Below are 19291 nucleotides of genomic sequence, written 5' to 3'. Positions count from 1 at the left end.
TCATCCGTTAAAACAGCGATTTGCATTTAATTACTTTATCAGCCGGGATCATCTGAATAAATACATCAACGCTATCATCAACCATCTCTTTTACCAGAGCCAGCTCGGCTGCATCCATATATGCGCTTCTACCATATAATTTTGCATTTTCATGGTATGCAATGTTGCCGATATTTAATGTCTTTTCTCCTGTAGCTTCAATGATTGCTTTGGCTATTTCTACCGTTTCACAGATGATAAATAATTTATATTTATCAGTTACCCCGCTTTTCAATGCCTCTACAGCTTCCGCTGTATTTTTTACTACAACCTTTGTTCCGGATGGTTTCGCCATCTTTAGTGCGTTTAATCTCAGCGGATCATTTTTAACCGTGTCACTTACCAGTAGCAGGCAATCTGCCCCTAATGATGCTGTCCATGATACTGCTACCTGTCCATGTAAGAGACGATAATCAACACGAATTGATTTGATCATATAAACCTTCTCCTTTCTTTTCTGTCAATACACAGATTAAAAATCTTCATCATCATACGTTGCATTTACTGTATTACAATAAACCATCATATCTTTAGCCTCTGCAACCGCACTTTCAATTACAGATGCCGTATCCTGATCCTCTGCACTCAGCAGGATACCGATCACTGCAGCCAGATTCACACCGGCAACAACATGTATCCTTGGATCAGACAATAATGCGGATGCATTATTATTCACACTTCCGCCTAAAAGATCTGTCATTATCACAATCTCTGCCTCTGAATTCGCTTCAACAATTCTCTTTAATTCCGGAAGCGGATCCGGGCATTCATCTGTATAAGCATTGATACAGGTCAGATTTTCCTGTGTACCTGCCAGCATTTCAATCGTTGTCAACATTCCTTCGGCCATCTTTCCGTGTGTTGCTAAGACATATTTTCTCATCCGTTCTCCTCCCTTCTGCTCCTTTCAAGCTTTTCTTTCATAATCCTGTCATAGTCTTCTGTTTTTGGCGAAACAGCCTGTTCCATCCGGGAAAACAGCGGATGACAAGTAAAATTATTTTTTTCTTTTGTTACATGAGCCGCTATATATTGAAACAATGCAGCTGTATATAACGGCGTGATCTCTGCCGGAAGCCGGCATGGCATCCGAATCTGTCCATCTCGTTTATCGTGAACCTGATCCGTAATCATATAGCAACGTTCTGTGATCAACGATGTTGCTTTATAAATATCATACAGTCGATCAGAGGTTTTACCACAGTCTATAAAGAAAACCGAATAATCCGGAGTTAGCTGCATATCCGGTCCATGTATAAATTCTTCGCTCTCATAATATACCGTCGGGACTTTCAGAGTTTCCTGAAATTTCAACGCTCCCTCTCTGACCGTTGCCAGATTGGCTCCATCGCCGACCAGTATTGCTTTTTCCATACACAACAGATCCTGATATCGTTTTTGTACCAATTCTTTCGCCTGTATCAGGCAAAGCTCCTGCATTTCACAAGCTTTCCGGATCTGGCTTACTGCAGTTTCATATTCCTGATCACTGATTTCTTTTTTTTGAAAACCTATCTCCAGTATCATAAGCATCAGAAACTCGATCAAAGTAGAATATCCAAGAGTTACATAATCAATCGTTTCATTCCCAACTCCATACTCCACAAGACGATCCGTGTATCTGCTTGCACTGCCATTCTCATTCCCTGTTAACAAAACAAATGGTTGATGCTCTTTATCCAGCTCCTTCATAATTTCAATTATGTTTGTACTGCATCCACTCTGGGATATTAAAATCGTAAACCGGTTCTTTTTTCTCTCCCGATAAACATCCAGATATTCCACTGTACTTAATACACTGATATCAAATTTACTGTATTTTAAAAGAAATGGTCGAGCTGCATATGCTGCATTCAGGGACGATCCGGATGCGATCAGACATATATCTTCTTTGTCCTGATCCAGATACCAGTCGCATATCTTTTGGGTAAGAGACTTTCTTTTATCAAGATTATCTTTCATGATACGACCGGAAACCTGAATATAATATTCCATATCCTTCTCCATTTTCATCTCCTTTTTTGGTTCTTTTTGTGAACCACTTTGTAAACATAATATACCACCTATCAACTGGTTTTGCAATACCAGTTTTATATTTTTTTATACCAATTTGAAAACATGTAAAAAAGCAGAGAAATTGGCATACTTATAGTACCAATTTCTCTGCTTTTTAGATATCACTGTTTTTAAATTACTGATTTCTTTTTTTAATTATCTTATTCACTCACAACGGTTCGGTTACGTCCGGCTTCCTTCGCCTGATACAGCGAATTATCTGCCCGATTGAACCATGCCTTTGCACTCTCTCCTTTGGAATATTCCGCAACACCACAGCTACAGGTGATTCCACTGTTATTCATGAACTGGAAGTAGTAGCATCGGAATTCTGTTCTTACATCCTCTACTACATTGATAACCTTCGGCAGTTCAATATTATTGAACAGTATAACAAATTCCTCTCCACCGTAACGGAATGCAAGACCATAGTCTTTGGATTTCTCCTTTAGCATCTTACAAAGTGCCTTGATAACCACATCACCATTGCTATGTCCGTATGTATCATTTACATTCTTGAAATGATCGATATCAAAAATCGCAATATATGCTTTCTCTCCGTTTTCTTCTGTACGCCGGATTTCTTTCTCCAGGCTCTCCTCAAAGGAACGTCTGTTATATAATCCCGTCAGCGGATCTTTACGAAGCTCTGTCATAAGATTCATCTGACGAACTGTGAAGTTACCGATGGATTCCATCAGCTCTTTCGTATGCATATTCAACAGGAAGGTTACCACGCTCAAAACTAAAACCAGCCCAAATGAAGCTGTTACATACGCCCAAAAGCTAATCTCCTTCCACTCAAACAGGCTATACAGACGGATATCATTAATGATCAGACTGCAGAATGTCAGAAGCGTCATCACCAGTGTAATATTCTGATTCGCAAATACGGCTGTGATCACGATTGAAACCATAGGCAACAGCGCCAGTACGATCGCATCATAATGTTCAAATGCCGGAACAATAAAGATCACAAACATCATCATGGATACCAGCCAGTCAGCTCCGTTCTCGGTCAGTTTGTTTTTTTTCAAAACATATAAGGTTCCGGACAACACCCCTGCATATATGACAAGTGGAATTGCTACATATAACCCCATATACGCTCCCCGCGCCATTCCCAAATCTTTTTTTACCAGACATATGATTACTTCCACAACCATGAACATGATCGCAACCGACAGAAATACCTTCCACAACAACAACTGCCATTTTTTACTGATATCAACATTTATTGTATCATTATTCATTACGAATTCTCCTTATACGTTTCCACCAATTTTCTTTTCGCATGAACGCACCCACTTTTTTGATTTTACACTATATAAGCCATATCGTCCACTGTTTTTTGTCAAAAGTACCTAAAAATCGACATTTTTTGTTCCAATTATTATACATAATGTAAAAATACCTCCTGTACATATCTGCATGAACTGTTTCTTATGTACAAAAGGTATTTTCCCTGACGGTTTTCACAGATGCTTCTGTAATAAACCATTTATTTAATTTTAATCTTTATAATGCATATCCGACTTCAAATGCCTTCAGGTTCATCTCAACTGTCTTTGGAGGAACCGTTGCTTTGATAACCTCTACCCATTTGTCATGGTCAAAATCCATATGTTTTGCAGCAACACCGATAATGATCGTATTAAATACTTTTGGATTGCCAAGCTTCTTTGCCTCTGCCATCGCATCGATGGAGATCACCTTATGCTTCTCTGACAATGTCTCTAAGATGTGTTCCGGATATTCTGCCTGACCGGTTACAACTGTGATCGGATCGATTCTCTGATCATTTGCAATAATTACGCCGTCCTTCTTCAGAAAATGAGCATAACGCATAGCTTCCAGCTTCTCAAATGCGATCAGAACATCTGCATGACCTTCTTCTACGATTGGTTCCGCAACCTTCTCACCATATCTTACATATGTAACAACACTACCGCCTCTCTGGCTCATACCATGAACCTCGGAGAGCTTTACATCATAACCTGCTGCTGTCGTGATACCACCGAGGATACGGCTTGTAAGAAGAGTTCCCTGTCCACCGACACCAACTATCATAATATTCTTTACAGCCATTAGAATTCCTCCTTTTCGATCGCATCAAACTTACAACGCTTCATACACAGTCCGCAACCATTACACATGGTCTCATCGATCTGGATCGTTCCATCCGGCTGCTTGATAACTGCCGGGCATCCCGGCTTTAAGCACATACCACACTTCTTACATTTCTCCGGGATAGCTCTGCATACACCTGTTACCTTGGTTGTCTTTAAAAGAACACAAGGAGACTTGGTGATAATAACAGAGATCTCATCCTTTGCAACTTCCTCTTTGATCAGCTTCTTTAAACCGTCAATGTCAAATGCATTGATCTCATGTACACTGTCAATACCGATCGCCTTGCACAATTTATAAATGTTGATCGCATATGTAGGTTCACCCTGCAAGGTCTTACCGGTCGCTGCATGATCCTGATGACCTGTCATACCGGTTGTTGAATTATCAAGGATGATAACGGTTCCTGTGCCCTTGTTGTAAACCATATTCATCAGAGAGTTTACACCTGTATGCATGAATGTGGAATCACCGATAACCGCAACCCAATTCTTAATATAATCTTTTCCTTTTGCCTTTTCCATACCATGTAAGGTGGAAATGGAAGATCCCATACATACGGTTGTATCAATTACGCTAAGCGGCGCAACTGCTCCCAATGTATAGCATCCGATATCTCCTGCTGCGTGGATCTTCAGTTCGTTTAATACTGAAAATACACTTCTATGTGGGCATCCCGGACAAAGGATAGGTGGTCTAGGCGCAACCTTTGCAGGTTCTTCCTGCTCAACCTTCTCGCCGAGTATCTTCTCTCTTAACATATTTGCACTGTATTCACCCTGAACGGTCAAAAGCTCCTTACCTACTGCATCGATGCCCCAGGCTCTTACCTGTGTCTCGATATGAGGCTCTAGCTCCTCAATAACATACAGCTTATCAACCTTTGCCGCAAAGTCTTCGATCAACTTTCTAGGAAGCGGATTTACCATACCAAGCTTTAATACGGAGGCATTTGGCATTGCTTCCTTTACGTACTGATATGGAATACCACTGGTGATAACACCAACGCTGGTATCATTCATCTCTACACGATTGATCGGCATATCCGCACCGTCTGCTGCCATGTCCTTTAATCTCTGTTCTACAAATACATGACGAGGGATCGCATTACCCGGCATCATAACCATCTTCTTAATGTCTCTCTCGTATGGCTTGTCTTCTACTTCTACTCTGTCATTTAATTCAACAACGCCCTGTGAATGTGCCAGTCTGGTTGTTGTACGGAGCATGATCGGAGTATCGTACTTCTCGCTGCATTCAAATGCATACTTTGTGAACTCCTTTGCTTCCATACTGTCAGATGGTTCAAACACCGGAATCATCGCTGTCCTTGCTACCAGTCTGGAATCCTGTTCATTCTGTGATGAATACATACCCGGATCATCGGCTGCTACTAAAACCATACCACCCTTTACACCGGTATATGCTGCTGTAAATAATGGATCTGAAGCTACATTCACACCTACATGCTTCATTGATACGATTGAACGGACACCGGCAAATGATGCTCCGATCGCAACCTCTGTTGCTACTTTTTCATTTGGAGACCATTCTGCATATATCTCAGGATATTTTACAATATTCTCACTGATCTCTGTACTTGGAGTACCCGGATATGCTGCTGATACCTTTACACCGGCTTCATATGCGCCTCTGGCGATCGCTGCATTACCGAGCATTATCTTTTTTTCACCCATTAATTTATCCTTCCTGTCATTTCTCATATTTGCCTTTTGGCAACTCTAATGCTTTATTATACAAGAATTATCAATAAAAGGGAAGTGCTTCTATACGCTTAAAAATAAAAATCGTAATCTATATCCGGAGAAATCTCCACAAAATCAGAACCATTTGTAACATAAACCGTGCATGTGTTACTTTCAACATCCAGTTTAAATGCAAATTTATCATAACCGTCTTTTATATATTTCACTTCCGGATACTCGCCGAGCACAGCGTCAAACTCTTTACGGAAAGCTGCAGGAACCTTTGTCATACCGTTTTCGGATAATATGACATATTCATTATCAACATCACTCTTATAAAAGCTTTCATAAGCATCTATATCAGATAATGCTGTCTGTAATGCGATACGAATGCTATCCGCATTTGAAATATCTCTGGATCTATTCACCTTTTCCATATATTTCTTAAATGATGGTATCAATGCATCCTCAACACCGGGAATCAGATAATACTCTCCTTCATATTCATATGCATAAAGATGATCACACAGATCATTTACATTAATTCCTTCACCCTTTAATGCGTCTTTTACATCCTTCCAGTCAAAATAATCTCCTCTTACAGACAGATCATAAGAAATATCTACTCTGTAAATCTTTTTCAGATCCAGATTGTAATCTTCTGCTTTTTCTTTTACGAGAGCGTAAACCTTGTCAACATCATATCCTTCTATCTCTTTTTCGCCCAGTTCATCATATACATACTGAATCACATCTTTAACGTCAACCTTCTTAACCTTTTCAACCTTGAAATCATCCAGACTGATCTTAACTCCTGCATCGTCTGCCTCATCATAGGCATCATCGATCATATCATCATACTCATCGTCAAAATCATCTCTGAACTCCTTAAGGTCATCGAAATCTGCTCCATCCGCTCTCATAGCATCGACAACGATATCTTCGATCAGCCCCTTTGGCGCTGTAGCTTTCACAAGTTCTTTGACTTTCAGTTTTTCAATATACCCTGCATAATCCTCAGCCGCACTTTTAATTTTGCTCTTGGCGATCATTTCTCTTCCAAAAAACAGGAAAAATAAAACTGCTGCCAATACGACCGCCGCTGCTATACCGACAATCAACATTATAGATTTTTTCGATTTCTTCTCTCTGGATTTCCCGGTTTTCGGCATTTTGGAAACAGGCTGCTCTACTCCCGGATTCATACTATTTTGGTCATAGTAACCCTGGAGCATACCATTTGGATCATAATAGCCCTGTGCTGTGCCATTTGGATCATAGTAGCCCTGTGCCATGTCATTTGGAGCATAATACCCCTGTGCTGTGCCATTTGGATCATAGCAGCCCTGTGCCATGTCATTTGGAGCATAGTAGCCCTGTGCCATGTCATTTGGAGCATAATACCCCTGTGCTGTGCCATTTGGGTCATAGTAATCCTGAGACATTCCGTTTGGCGCATAATAGCCCTGTGCTATTGCTTCTGCGCTGTCAACCTTCTGTGAACTTCCACAATATCTGCAAAAATTTGCACCATCATCCAGTTCAGCTCCGCATTTCAGACATTTTTTCATTTTCTTTTCCTCCTGTATGCTCTCCTCATAATAGTAAACAGTAAATCGATCATATACTGCAATGATCTTATATATGTTAGCATATATCAGAGAAAAAAACACCTTTTACGGCTTATATTTATTATGTATTTCGAGTATAAACAACCGGCCGTCCGTTAATCGCACTGCCACATCTGTGCTGCCGGTTCACGTTGAGGTATTTTCTCCGTCTTCCGCACCAGTTCAAGAAACTGACTCCGGTATAACTGGTCGTTGCTTGCCTGAGCCATGTTTCTTTCATCCGTCTGAACCGTGATTCCTGCTTCCGCAAGTTCTTCCACCATCTTATACGTCGCTATTCCTTTATATGCGCTGTCCGTAAGCAGCATTCCATATACCGCAACCGCCGATGCAAAGCTCAGGTCATGAGACATTCCCTTTTGACCGCTTTCTGCCTTTATAACGGCTGTTTCCAGTGTGCTCTTATCTCTATCCGGTTCTTTGTAACGGATATTCACGGTTGCCAGTTCGCCGGAATAATTTGTACTCTGCTTTTTCGATGTATATTTTGTCTCTGCCTCCGGCACGTCAAATTCCGAATCGACCGGAACCACCTCATAGAGTGCAGTCACCACATGACCGGCTCCGATCTCGCCGCCATCCACCGTATCATCTGCAAAATCTTCTGCAGAAAGCGTACGGTTCTCATATCCGATCTGCCGATAACCTTTCACCTGCTCCGGATTGAATTCAATCTGCATTTTGACATCCTTTGCAACCGTATATAAGGTTCCACCCATTTCGTCAACCAGAACCTTCTTTGCTTCATAGACAGAATCCAGATACGAGTAATTACCGTTTCCGTGATCTGCCAGTGCTTCTAATTTGTTATCCTTCAGATTATCAGAGCCAAATCCCAGAACGCTCAAGAATATACCGCTGTCCTTCTCCTCAGTGATCAATCCTACCAGATCACTCTCGCTTGTCAGCCCGACATTCAGATCACCATCCGTCGCAAGGATCACCCGATTATTTCCGTCTTTTATAAACTGCTGCTCTGCGATCTCATATGCCGTGATCAGTCCCGCACTTCCATTTGTGCTGCCGGATGCTTCCAGCGAATCCAGTGCCTCGCATATCGTATAGGCCTCCGAACCTGCCACGCCATTTAGAACAACCGTATCCGAACCCGCATATGTAACAATACTGATCCTGTCGTTCTCATCCAGATTCTCTGCCAGCATTTTAAATGCTTTCTGTGCCAACGGCAGTTTATTTTCCTCATACATAGAACCGGATGTATCGATCAGGAATACCAGATTGGATGCTTTCTTCTCACTCATATCGATCGCGGCCGTATTCAGTCCTACCATCATCAGCTTTGTATCTTTATTCCATGGACAATCCGCATATTCCGTATATACTGCAAACTTCTTCCCAGCCTCCGGGCCTGATACATAGTCATAATCAAAATAATTGATCATTTCTTCGACCCGGACTGCTCCTGCAGGCGGCAGCATTCCTTCTTCGATATAACTTCTGATATTGCTGTAGGAAGCTGTATCACAATCTGCCGCAAATGTTGAAAGCGGGAAATCTTTCGTAGACACAAAACGGTGTTCTTCCTGATAGTCATACTCTCTGGTATCATAACCGGATTCTCCATATCCGATTTTTACATATTCAGAATTTGATGCACTGTCCGTTACGGAATTATATGTATCGGCAGCCGAAACCACACTATCACAAGCCTCTTCTTCTATGCATTCCGGCACAGCCATATTTTGCTGTGACTGTCCGGATTTCGCTATATTTTCTTCAAATTCCTCTTTTGCGGCTTTCTGTCTATATCTTTCTGCGATGCTCTCCCGCTCCGTACCTGACCGGCTTTCCGTTCCCTGTCGTTCTCCATGCGTGCCTCCTGTTTCTTTCCCGCTTCCGCAGCCTGCAAGACAGCCCGCCATCATGCAGGAGATCATAACCACACTTACCATCCGTCTGATTTTTCTCATAAAAAATACCCTCCTTATCTTAGTCACTATCCGATATCTGCATAATTTCTGCTCTGATCACCTCTGACGTTAGCAATTGTCGAATGTAAAAACGAAATTTTACAGCTATCTGTTCTCTTTATGACTAAGATACGGATGGGTATCCTCTTTTTATGGAATTTTTTTCTTACAGATCAACTACTGTCTGCTTAAGATCCATGCCTGTCGTTCAGAATCATATCGGAGAAGTATACCTGTTACTTCTTCCCCTACCGAAAATGTCTCTGCTTCTTCCGGCTGCAATACGATGTCCTGACCGGTTATTAATTCCCCGGATGCATCAGATACCTGCAAGAGTTTTGCGACATATTTTTGTACCGCATCCGGCTCTGCTGTTACAATCTCTGTGATCTGAAGTGTAACTGCTATATTACTCATTTCCTGCCATGCATCCATATCAGCTGATTCCGCCTGAACATCGGACGAATCTCCACCGGCTCCATTCATCAGTATATCTTCTGTTGTATTCTGTGTCGGTCTGTTGGCAGTTTCATTCTGTACTGTCTCCGGTATGGAATCCGCTGTTTCATCCACATAATCTTCCGCCTGATCGGATATATTTGAATTCTCAGCTGCATCCAGCCCATCATTTGAAACATCTGTTGTCCTACCCGCATTTATTTCTTTCGAATGTCGCTTAGAATCAGACAGCAACGGTGTCACGATCACTGCTGCCAGAAGAACCGCTGCGATTGCAAGAACCGGAATTACATATTTTACCTTTGAGGTTTTCTTTTGTTTTTCTTCTACATCCTTTGCTTCACGGTCAAGTCCTGCTTCGATCCGATCCCACAGATCCGGTGCTTCTGCATCGATTCGGTTCAGATAAGCTTCTATGAATCTGTCTTCTTCCGTCTGTCTGTTCTTATTCTGTTCATCTCTCACAGCCTGCACCTCCTTAATTTTTGTATTGCCTGATTATAGATCCATGTGATCGTTCCGATCGGTCGCCCTTTCATTTCCGCGATCTCTTTAAATGTAAATCCTCCGACTACCTTCAGATCCAGAATCTCCTGCTCCTCCGGTTTTAGCGTGGCAACTGCCTGCTTCAATGTCAGGTTCTCTACTACCTGACTCTCCATCGTCTTTCCTTCGTTTCGCTCCGGCATTTCATCCACCAGCATTTCACGATCGATCTTTCGAATCCGGTCGATCGCCATATTCTTTGCGATCGTCACAAGCCATCTCTTATGACCGGTTCCCTTCTTATAACTGTCTGCGATCCGATAAAGCTTGATGAAGAACTCCGATGTCACATCCTCCGCTTCCTCTCTCTGCCGGATCGTATCATAGACCACCGCAAAGATCAGCTTCAGATATTCGTCATACACTGCCCGAAGGCTCTCCCGGTCTCCCTGTGCGATCGCAGACATATATTTTCCAAATTCTCTGTCTGTCATTTGTCTCTCCCTATAACCGCTATACGTTTTTACCCCTGTTTTTTATGGAATTTTTCCGATTTTCTATTACTGTTCATCCCACTTCAATTTGCTAATATTCTGTCCGGCTTCGTATATACCCAATTCTCTATTATTCAAGCGGCTGTACTGCCAGCAGTTCCATCACATACCCCTTCTTTCGCTCCTTCCATGCAAAAGGCCAGAACAACCGCCGCTCCGCTTCGATCCGGATATCAAAATCCTTATGTATTCCAATGTCATGACGAAGCTGCAACGCACCTTCAATATCCTCCGGAACAAACTTCTCCCACTGATCCATAGCGGATTCATTTACAACTGCCCATTCTAACCCGAACACCATTAATTTCTCCGTCAGCATATAGATTACATCATTTGTCCGGGTAACCGCGGCTTCGTTTAATGCCCGGATCGCATTCTCGATCATTTGCAATTCTTCCTCGTCATAATTCTCCCGATACATATATAACAGGCCTGCAAATCTCGCATTCAACTGGCTGTGAAGTCCTACGCAGACGCTGTAGTCAAACCTTCGTCCGATATCCGGCAATACCCTGTGGCTGTTGTCAAATGCAACCTGTTTCAAATGCTCGATCACGATCTCTGCCTCTTCACCCTCTGCAAGCAATGCTTCAAACATTTCATAAGTCTCAAGCTCTACATTCCAGAAAGGAAGATCCACACAAATAACATCTGTTTTCTCCAATCCATAGGTCTTACACGCCTGTACAAGTCCCTCTGCATCCCGATCGATCAAAACCAGCTTAAATCTCTCTGCAAGTCTTGCCAGATCGATGTCATTTGACCGTCCTGCTCCCCATATAGCAAGAACAGGCTTACACCCTCCTTCGGCCACACAATTTTCTTCTATAAAGTCTGTCAGCTTCTGTCGGTATCCCCGCCACTCTTTATAAGCATTCGGAAGAACCTCTGATGCAATCAGCCGATCCAAATATCTCATATAATTCACTTCTTTCTCGCATTATGCCGGCTTGTGCAAGCACATTCCGTCGCAATGCTCATTTTATCATGTCACCTGTCGGTTCCATGTTTTTTTCGCATTATGCCGGTATGTGCAAGCACATCCGTCGCAATGCTCATTTTATCATATCGCCTGTCGGCTCTATGTTTTTTTCGCATTATGCCGGCTTGTGCAAGCACATTCCGTCGCAATGCTCATTTTATCACGTTTTTATAGTATACTCTACCTTTAAAATGTAGTAGAATGGTAGGGACAATGATTTTTTGTCTATTCATGCAAATTGATAAAATAAAGATTGCCTAAAACAGAAACGGAGATTATGAATATGTCTGCTAAAGATAATAATACAAATACAAATATATACAGAAGCTATATCGATGCACTTCTATATCCGGAGCAGAATCCTTTTATAGAAGACATGAAACGATTCGAGGAGCTTATGATGATGTACTCCTGTGCGATCAAGGAAGTTCAGACCAAGCTGGATGTATTAAATACAGATTTCAGCGTTCGCTACAACCGAAATCCGATTGAATTTATCCAATCGCGCATCAAGAAACCGGTCAGTATCGCAACAAAACTGTCTTCAAAAGGATGTCAGGTATCTGTAGAAAATATCGTATATAATTTGAATGATGTTGCGGGACTCCGTGTTATCTGTTCCTTTATCGATGACATCTACGCCGTTGCAGAGAAGCTCATCAGTCAGAATGACATTACTCTGATTGAGGCAAAAGACTATATCAGCCATCCAAAGCCAAATGGTTACCGTAGTCTTCATCTGATCATAGAAGTTCCTGTCTTCTTTGCCGACCATACGAGAAATATGCGGGTAGAAGTTCAGATCCGTACCATCGCGATGGACTTCTGGGCAAGTCTTGACCACCAGCTCCGTTATAAAAAGGATGTCGCCGATCCCGAACTTATCTCCGGTCGCTTAAAACATTGTGCTGATGTTATCTCTCAAACAGACCTCGAAATGCAGGAGATTAAAAATATGATCTATGGAGATGGTGCTCAGCCACAGATCAAATTGTGTCTTGAAAAAAATACAGAAAATTTTTAAGAAAATCTTAGATTTTGTTTGACAAATTTATAGAACTGGTATAGAATACTATCTGTTGTTGAACAACGTGTGTATGTAGCTCAGCTGGATAGAGCACTTGGCTACGGACCAAGGTGTCGGGGGTTCGAATCCTCTCATGCACGTAAACTGAAACAGGTTTGCTTCAAAAAAGCAAACCTGTTTTTTTATTCCAACACCGTCACCTACGAACAGCCTTTTTATAATTCAAAAAGCCCCGGCAATCTTTCCCTGACAGATGAAACTGCTCACAACGAAATCTTAATTCGTCATTTGTCGTGGGGCAATTCCATCTGTCAGAAATAGTCTGCCGGGAATTATTTATAATCTTGCTGCGAGAATCTGACGTTTGACCTCCTGTCCATTCAGGATAAACTCTGCACGACCGTTCTCCAGTTGTATATTCTTTTCAAGTGCTCCGATATCTGAATTGAACTCTGTAACGGCATTCGTTCCAACATCAGCATTGGAACAGTACAGCTTGGCAGACATGACCGAATTACCAAAGGCAACCGCTGACTTGCCCTGTACCACGCTTTTAACTGCTGCATATCCAATATAGATATCCGTTCTTCCTGCACGGCATCCAATGCCATAACATTCCTTTGCACGGATATTCGACGAGATATTTACATTTTCCAGACGAACCATACAGCTGTTACCGGCAATCGTTCCGATACCGGTTATAACATTACCTGCCCCCTGAAGCTTTGCCGATATATTCTCAAGCTTAATATCTGCATCACCATTTACAGATCCAATGATCGTACCGTTTGATATACCGGAATAAATATCCATGTCGCAGTATTCTATAAACAATTCGGAATCACCGTTTACAGATCCGATACAGGCTCCTTCCTGACCTTTCATATCAAACTCATAATGTCCGCGTTTGATATTGATAACACCGCCAAGTCCGGAACCAATACCAATGCCCTTCATACCATTTGCATTGATGATGATTCCACCATCCTGATAGAAGTTGAGTTCGCCATGATATTCATCCAATGAATTACCAATGCCAAAGTATTTTCCCGAATTCAGATTGATCGTCAGATTACCGTCTCCTACAACCGTAAGCACTGAACTGTCCGGAACTCTGATACCTCCTGTACGTAGTTCGTTTTCCCCAGTAATCTGAAGATTTACATTACACTTCTTACCGATATCAATACACGGAATTCCGCGTTCTCCCGCAAGACTGACATTCTCAAGTATGATGGTGCCACGGAATCCATCTTCTACAGACATCAGTATATTCGGCTGGAAACCAACAGAACCTTTGATTATGATCTTTTTATTAATTCCCCGCGCTTTCTTAACCTTAATACTTGTATATTTATTAGCGGCAAGCTGTACCATGGAAACCGTATCATTATAATCCGTCTCATATCCTTTCTTATACAGTCTGGCATTCAGGCTCTGATTATATTGAACAATTTCATTCATCACACGCTCATCGATTGAACGCACAACATACGGCTGCGGCCTTGATGTATAATAACCCTGAATCAGATCAACGCCCAACTTAATAACCTCCCGCAGCTCCTGTGTCAATTCAATTCCCTCTGCCAGCGTCAGAATATCATTATCATGCGCAAATTCTATAATATCCTTTACAAAATGCTGTTTCTGGATATCTTTGTGTATATCTGTCATAAGCATACGATCGATTTTTACAAACCGAGGCATATACCGAAGCAGATTATTTACATTGGAATAACCGGAACCATAATCATCAATAGCTGTCTCAATGTTCATCTTTGCAAAGGAGTTCTTCAGTTCCTTTAACTGATCATCCCCCATCTCAGTTTCTTCTGTAAATTCAACAACAAGCTCTCCTGCATGCTGTTCCATAATCTCAGTTAATTTCTTCTTATCCTTACCTGTCAGCTGATACCCCGGAATACTGTTAATAAATACTTTCTTACCCTCAAAATCCTGAGAGTGTTCCTCTATGTAATCAACCACATTAAAAAATGTCGCTTTTTCTATATCATATAAACGATTCAGACGATCTGCACTTTCCAGCATATCAAGCGGCGAAATCTTACGCTCTGTGTCCGCACGCATTAGAGCCTCATATGCATAAACATCTCCTGTTCTGGCATTGATAATTGGCTGAAAATGATAAACAAACCGGTTATTATCCAGAATAAATTCCATCAAATGGTCATCCGCTTTCTGTTTATCCGTCAGAACACCTGCCCTTTCCTCTTTTCCTTGCTCTATGGCCTTCTTATTGTTCTTCACATTGATAGTTTCATTGATCAGATGATCCAGGGCTTCCGAACCGGAAATCATATCACAACGGATACCCGTGCAGATTTCAAGCTCGTAGGCCTCTTTACGCAATTCATTATACTGCTTTATCTTATCCGACAGACGTTTGATAAATCCCTCTCCGCATGTTTCATCAGATGCTTCAACCGGGAATGCAACAACAAATTCATCATTACTGATACGGGCACATATAGCATCATCATCCTGACTTTCCGATATCAACTGTGCCAATTTCAAAATAGCAGCATCCCCTGCTTTTCTTCCATAGCTTGCATTGATATCCTTTAATTTATTAATATCAATCGCGATCACTGCTATTGATTTACCATCAAATGTCGCATTTTCGCAAAGTTCATTTCCCTTCTGTAAGAAGCCCTTATAATTATACAAGCCGGTCATTGCATCACGAATCTGTGTTGCTTCCATCTGACGCAACAACTCCCGCAGACCATTCTGACGATAAAACGCTTCCATACTCTGCATAATACTCTTTAACCAGTTTATGTAAACCTCTGTAAACTGTGCTTCTGTATCTGTAAAACCAATAACTGCATAACCAAAGCTTCGGTTATCAAAATACAATGGTGTAAAGAAAAATGTCTCCGGACACTCTCTTTGCTCAGATAGTTCCGGTATCATCTCTTTCATTTCAAATATGTCATCAAAGCTGATACGATTGTCTGTGTGTTCACTCGGTCCACATTTTATGATACGATATATCTTGTCCGTATATCCGTTAGAACGCATTGCATCCTCACTGATCATAACCTCCGATGAATTCCAGTAATCATTCATGCATATACTAAGCGAATGGAATGGTCGCACCTGATATACATGCTGAAATATCGTATTGAAAAAACTTCTGTGATCCCGTTCAGATAACAAATCCTCCATAAACTTGTTATAATAAGATGAGTATCCCATCTTCGCATGATCCGTATTCCAGAAATTCTCTTTTTCATCAAAATATTTTTCCGGCTGCATTTTCCCTTCGCATCCGCAGCTTGTCCCCTGAAAGATCACGGATTCTGATTCAAATTCCGGTATCGGTTCTTTCTCAAAGGATGCATGGATATATTTCGCACAATATCTGCCGCATTCTCTGGCCGGAATATCAGCGGATGTTAACTTGCATTTCAGGTTTTTCCCTTCTTCGGTAGAATCGTAACCAATCACTGCTACCTGCTCCGGTACATGAATATGATTACTGAATAATTCCGCCGCTACCCCGATTGCCATACAGTCATTTGCACATGCGATCGCCTCCGGAAGTTTCTCTCTGGAATCCAGAATCAGCTTCACAACCTCTTTGCCGGAATCATACCAGTAATTGCCATAATAAATATTATTCGGATCAACCGGAATTCCATGCTCCGTCAGACTGTCTCTATATGCCTGTTCTCTCTGTATGGAATGAATATGATTCTTCCACCCGTCTAAAAACATAATATCGGAATAGTGATGAACCTCGATCAAATGATCGATCAATTTCTTATATGGTTTATAATGATTTATCTTTACAGTCGGGAAATAACGACTGTCCTTATCTACGAAAAGAACAACTCCTGAGAATGCCTCGTGAATTTTGTCTTCTAACCGGGTTGCTATATCGGTTGCCTGAATGGTATCCGGAAGAACAATGATCGCATCAAATGCATCCCATTGAATCAGATTATAAATATTCGAATCCCCAATCTGTCTATACAGCGTATCCTGAAATCTTAAGTACATGGAAAATACACATATATCGTATCCATAGACATATGCCTCCTCCATTAATCCTTTCATAAACAGGCTCTGTGAATTCTCTTCTGCCTGCGCGATAATAACTCCAATTTTTCTGCGCTCCATATATGCTCCCCTCTAAAATACAAAATCCTTTTTCAGTTTAGCATAATTAAGCAGAAAAGTATATAAAAATGACTAAAAAAAGTTTATATCGCGTTATTTTCTGTACATTTTATACAATTTCGACATAGTATCACATAAAAAAATATTATTTGTCATATTATAAATAACAGTCCTGTAAAGAAAAAACAGTCCTGTTCTTATTCGAATAAGAGAAGTTCTTGTAATCAAATAAGAAAAGCAGGACTGTTCTGTACTTGTTCATATTTTGTTTTTTTATATCTTATATACTGCGCTAAGATACCTGTTCAAACTGTGAATTATATAGCTCTGCATAAAATCCGTTCTGTGCCATCAGTTCCTCATGGTTACCCTGTTCAATGATATCGCCATCTTTCATGACCAGAATGATATCTGCATTTTTGATCGTCGATAACCGGTGAGCAATAACAAAGCTTGTTCTGCCCTTCATCAGATTATCCATTGCACGCTGAATGCTGTGTTCTGTTCTGGTATCAACGGAAGATGTCGCTTCATCCAGGATCAGAACCGGATTATTTGCAAGAATTGCTCTTGCAATCGTAAGAAGCTGTTTCTGTCCCTGTGAAATATTCGTCACTTCCTCATTCAGTTCCATCTGATAACCACCCGGAAGTGCCGAGATAAATCGATGTGCATGAGCTGCCTTTGCTGCCGCAATTACTTCCTCATCCGTCGCATCCAGTCTTCCATAACGGATATTCTCCATGATCGTCCCCTTAAACAGCCATGTTTCCTGAAGAACCATACCAAGAGCATCACGAAGCTCTCTTCGATTATATTCTTTAACATTATGACCATCTAACAAGATGGCTCCTTCATTTACATCATAGAACCGCATCAGCAGCTTAACCATAGTGGTCTTACCTGCTCCGGTCGGACCAACGATCGCTACCTGTTTGCCCGGATCAACATGAACACTGAAATCATGAATAATGATCTTCTCAGGATCGTATCCGAACTTCACATGACGGAAATCCACTTCACCCTTTATATCCTCGACAGAAGCAGGATGCTCAACAACCTGAACCTCCTCTTCTTCCTCTAACAGTTCAAATACACGTTCCGCCGCTGCTGCCATCTGCTGCATCATATTTGTAACCTGTGCTACCTGCTGGATCGGCTGTGTAAAATTCTTCACATACTGGATAAATGCCTGAATATCACCGATCGTGATCGTACCACGAATGGCAAGAGCCGCACCAGAAATAGCTACGCCTACATATCCGAGATTACCGACAAACATCATAACCGGCTGCATCAGACCGGAAAAGAACTGGGCTTTCCATGCGGATTTGTATAAGACTTCATTTGTCTCATGGAATTCCTTTAAGGTTGTTTCCTCTTTGTTAAATGCTTTGATTACCGTATGTCCGCCATAAACTTCTTCAACCTGTCCGTTGATATGTCCGACATACTCCTGCTGCTGTTTGAAGAAACGCTGTGACTTCTTAATGATGATACCCATTAATGCCACACTGATCGGCAGGATGATAATTGCGATCATCGTCATAAGCGGGCTGATCGTAAGCATCATGATAAATACACCGATAACAGTCGATACCGAAGTAATAAGCTGTGTGATACTCTGATTTAATCCGTTTCCCATCGTATCAATATCATTTGTAATACGGGATAATACCTCACCATAGGTTCTGGATTCAAAATACTTAAGTGGCATACGGTTGATCTTCTCAGATACATCCTTACGCATCTTGTAACATAGCTTCTGGGTTACACCTGTCATGATGATACCCTGTGTAAAGTTAAATAATACACTTAACAGATACAATCCCATACAGAACAGGAGAATCTTACCGATATAGGTGAAATCGATTCCGCCGATTCCATTTATCTTCCGCATAATGCCTTCTGATAATGCTGTCGTTGCCTTACCGAGTACCTTCGGGCAGACAACATTGAATACTGTACTGAACACCGCAATGACCATGACCACGATCACTGCCGGCAGATATTTTCTTGAATAACGAACCAGCTTCGATATGGTTCCTTTAAAATCCTTTGCTTTCTCGCCGCCTCCCATTCCAGGAGGTCCCATATGTCGTCCACCACGTCTTGGTCTGTTTTCTTCCATGTCTGTTACCT

The 19291-nt window shown here is 41.5% G+C and carries 14 protein-coding genes and 1 tRNA gene; 2 read left to right on the top strand and 13 right to left on the bottom strand.

Annotated features, from left to right (window positions below):
• Positions 1–7 precede the first annotated feature (7 nt).
• From OCV60_RS11285 to OCV60_RS11235, 11 genes are all read right to left on the bottom strand, one after another.
• A complete protein-coding gene (locus OCV60_RS11285; RefSeq protein WP_021943610.1) occupies positions 8–475 on the bottom strand; it encodes a PTS sugar transporter subunit IIB in 468 nt (155 codons plus the stop codon).
• Between the two features lie 36 nt (positions 476–511).
• Entirely contained in the window at positions 512–922 is a 411-nt protein-coding gene (locus tag OCV60_RS11280) for a PTS sugar transporter subunit IIA (RefSeq protein WP_117785312.1), read from the bottom strand.
• A complete protein-coding gene (locus OCV60_RS11275) occupies positions 919–2046 on the bottom strand; it encodes an SIS domain-containing protein (protein WP_021943608.1) in 1128 nt (375 codons plus the stop codon). Before OCV60_RS11275 ends, OCV60_RS11280 begins: the two co-directional genes overlap by 4 nt.
• A gap of 209 nt (positions 2047–2255) precedes the next feature.
• Positions 2256–3347, bottom strand: a complete 1092-nt coding sequence (locus OCV60_RS11270) for a GGDEF domain-containing protein (RefSeq protein WP_021943607.1) — start codon at positions 3345–3347, stop codon at positions 2256–2258.
• A 265-nt stretch (positions 3348–3612) separates the two neighbouring features.
• Complete coding sequence (locus OCV60_RS11265) at positions 3613–4182, bottom strand: indolepyruvate oxidoreductase subunit beta (protein ID WP_008401121.1); 570 nt, start codon at positions 4180–4182, stop codon at positions 3613–3615.
• Positions 4182–5921, bottom strand: coding sequence for an indolepyruvate ferredoxin oxidoreductase subunit alpha (gene iorA, locus OCV60_RS11260; RefSeq protein ID WP_021943606.1), 1740 nt, complete (start codon positions 5919–5921; stop codon positions 4182–4184). The genes OCV60_RS11265 and iorA overlap by 1 nt, the downstream gene beginning before the upstream one ends.
• A gap of 98 nt (positions 5922–6019) precedes the next feature.
• Positions 6020–7501 (bottom strand): zinc ribbon domain-containing protein, encoded by a 1482-nt coding sequence (locus OCV60_RS11255; RefSeq protein WP_262530184.1) that lies wholly within the window; start codon positions 7499–7501, stop codon positions 6020–6022.
• A gap of 155 nt (positions 7502–7656) precedes the next feature.
• On the bottom strand, positions 7657–9492 hold the full coding sequence (locus OCV60_RS11250; RefSeq protein ID WP_262530183.1) for a vWA domain-containing protein: 1836 nt from the start codon (positions 9490–9492) through the stop codon (positions 7657–7659).
• A gap of 177 nt (positions 9493–9669) precedes the next feature.
• Complete coding sequence (locus tag OCV60_RS11245) at positions 9670–10416, bottom strand: hypothetical protein (protein WP_262530182.1); 747 nt, start codon at positions 10414–10416, stop codon at positions 9670–9672.
• A complete protein-coding gene (locus tag OCV60_RS11240; protein WP_117785310.1) occupies positions 10413–10931 on the bottom strand; it encodes an RNA polymerase sigma factor in 519 nt (172 codons plus the stop codon). The genes OCV60_RS11245 and OCV60_RS11240 overlap by 4 nt, the downstream gene beginning before the upstream one ends.
• A 130-nt stretch (positions 10932–11061) precedes the next feature.
• Positions 11062–11910 carry a P-loop NTPase family protein gene (locus OCV60_RS11235; RefSeq protein WP_262530181.1) on the bottom strand — a complete coding sequence of 283 codons (849 nt, stop codon included), beginning with the start codon at positions 11908–11910 and terminating at the stop codon, positions 11062–11064.
• A gap of 340 nt (positions 11911–12250) precedes the next feature.
• On the opposite strand from OCV60_RS11235, the gene OCV60_RS11230 reads away from it, so the two are divergent.
• Both OCV60_RS11230 and OCV60_RS11225 read left to right on the top strand, forming a co-directional pair.
• Positions 12251–12997 (top strand): GTP pyrophosphokinase, encoded by a 747-nt coding sequence (locus OCV60_RS11230; protein ID WP_117785307.1) that lies wholly within the window; start codon positions 12251–12253, stop codon positions 12995–12997.
• 69 nt (positions 12998–13066) lie between these two features.
• Positions 13067–13140, top strand: a tRNA-Arg gene (locus tag OCV60_RS11225).
• Positions 13141–13336: 196 nt separating this feature from the next.
• On the opposite strand, the gene OCV60_RS11220 is transcribed toward OCV60_RS11225, so the two are convergent.
• Positions 13337–17149, bottom strand: a complete 3813-nt coding sequence (locus tag OCV60_RS11220; RefSeq protein WP_262530180.1) for an EAL domain-containing protein — start codon at positions 17147–17149, stop codon at positions 13337–13339.
• A gap of 292 nt (positions 17150–17441) precedes the next feature.
• The gene (locus OCV60_RS11215; RefSeq protein WP_117785305.1) at positions 17442–19280 is read right to left on the bottom strand and encodes an ABC transporter ATP-binding protein; all 1839 of its coding nucleotides are present in this window, start codon (positions 19278–19280) and stop codon (positions 17442–17444) included.
• Positions 19281–19291: the final 11 nt, after the last annotated feature.

This window comes from Coprococcus ammoniilyticus, assembly GCF_025567345.1.
Classification (GTDB): domain Bacteria; phylum Bacillota; class Clostridia; order Lachnospirales; family Lachnospiraceae; genus Coprococcus; species Coprococcus ammoniilyticus.
The sequence above is the reverse complement of the archived record's forward strand: the minus strand, read 5'-3'. Positions and strand labels throughout refer to the sequence as shown.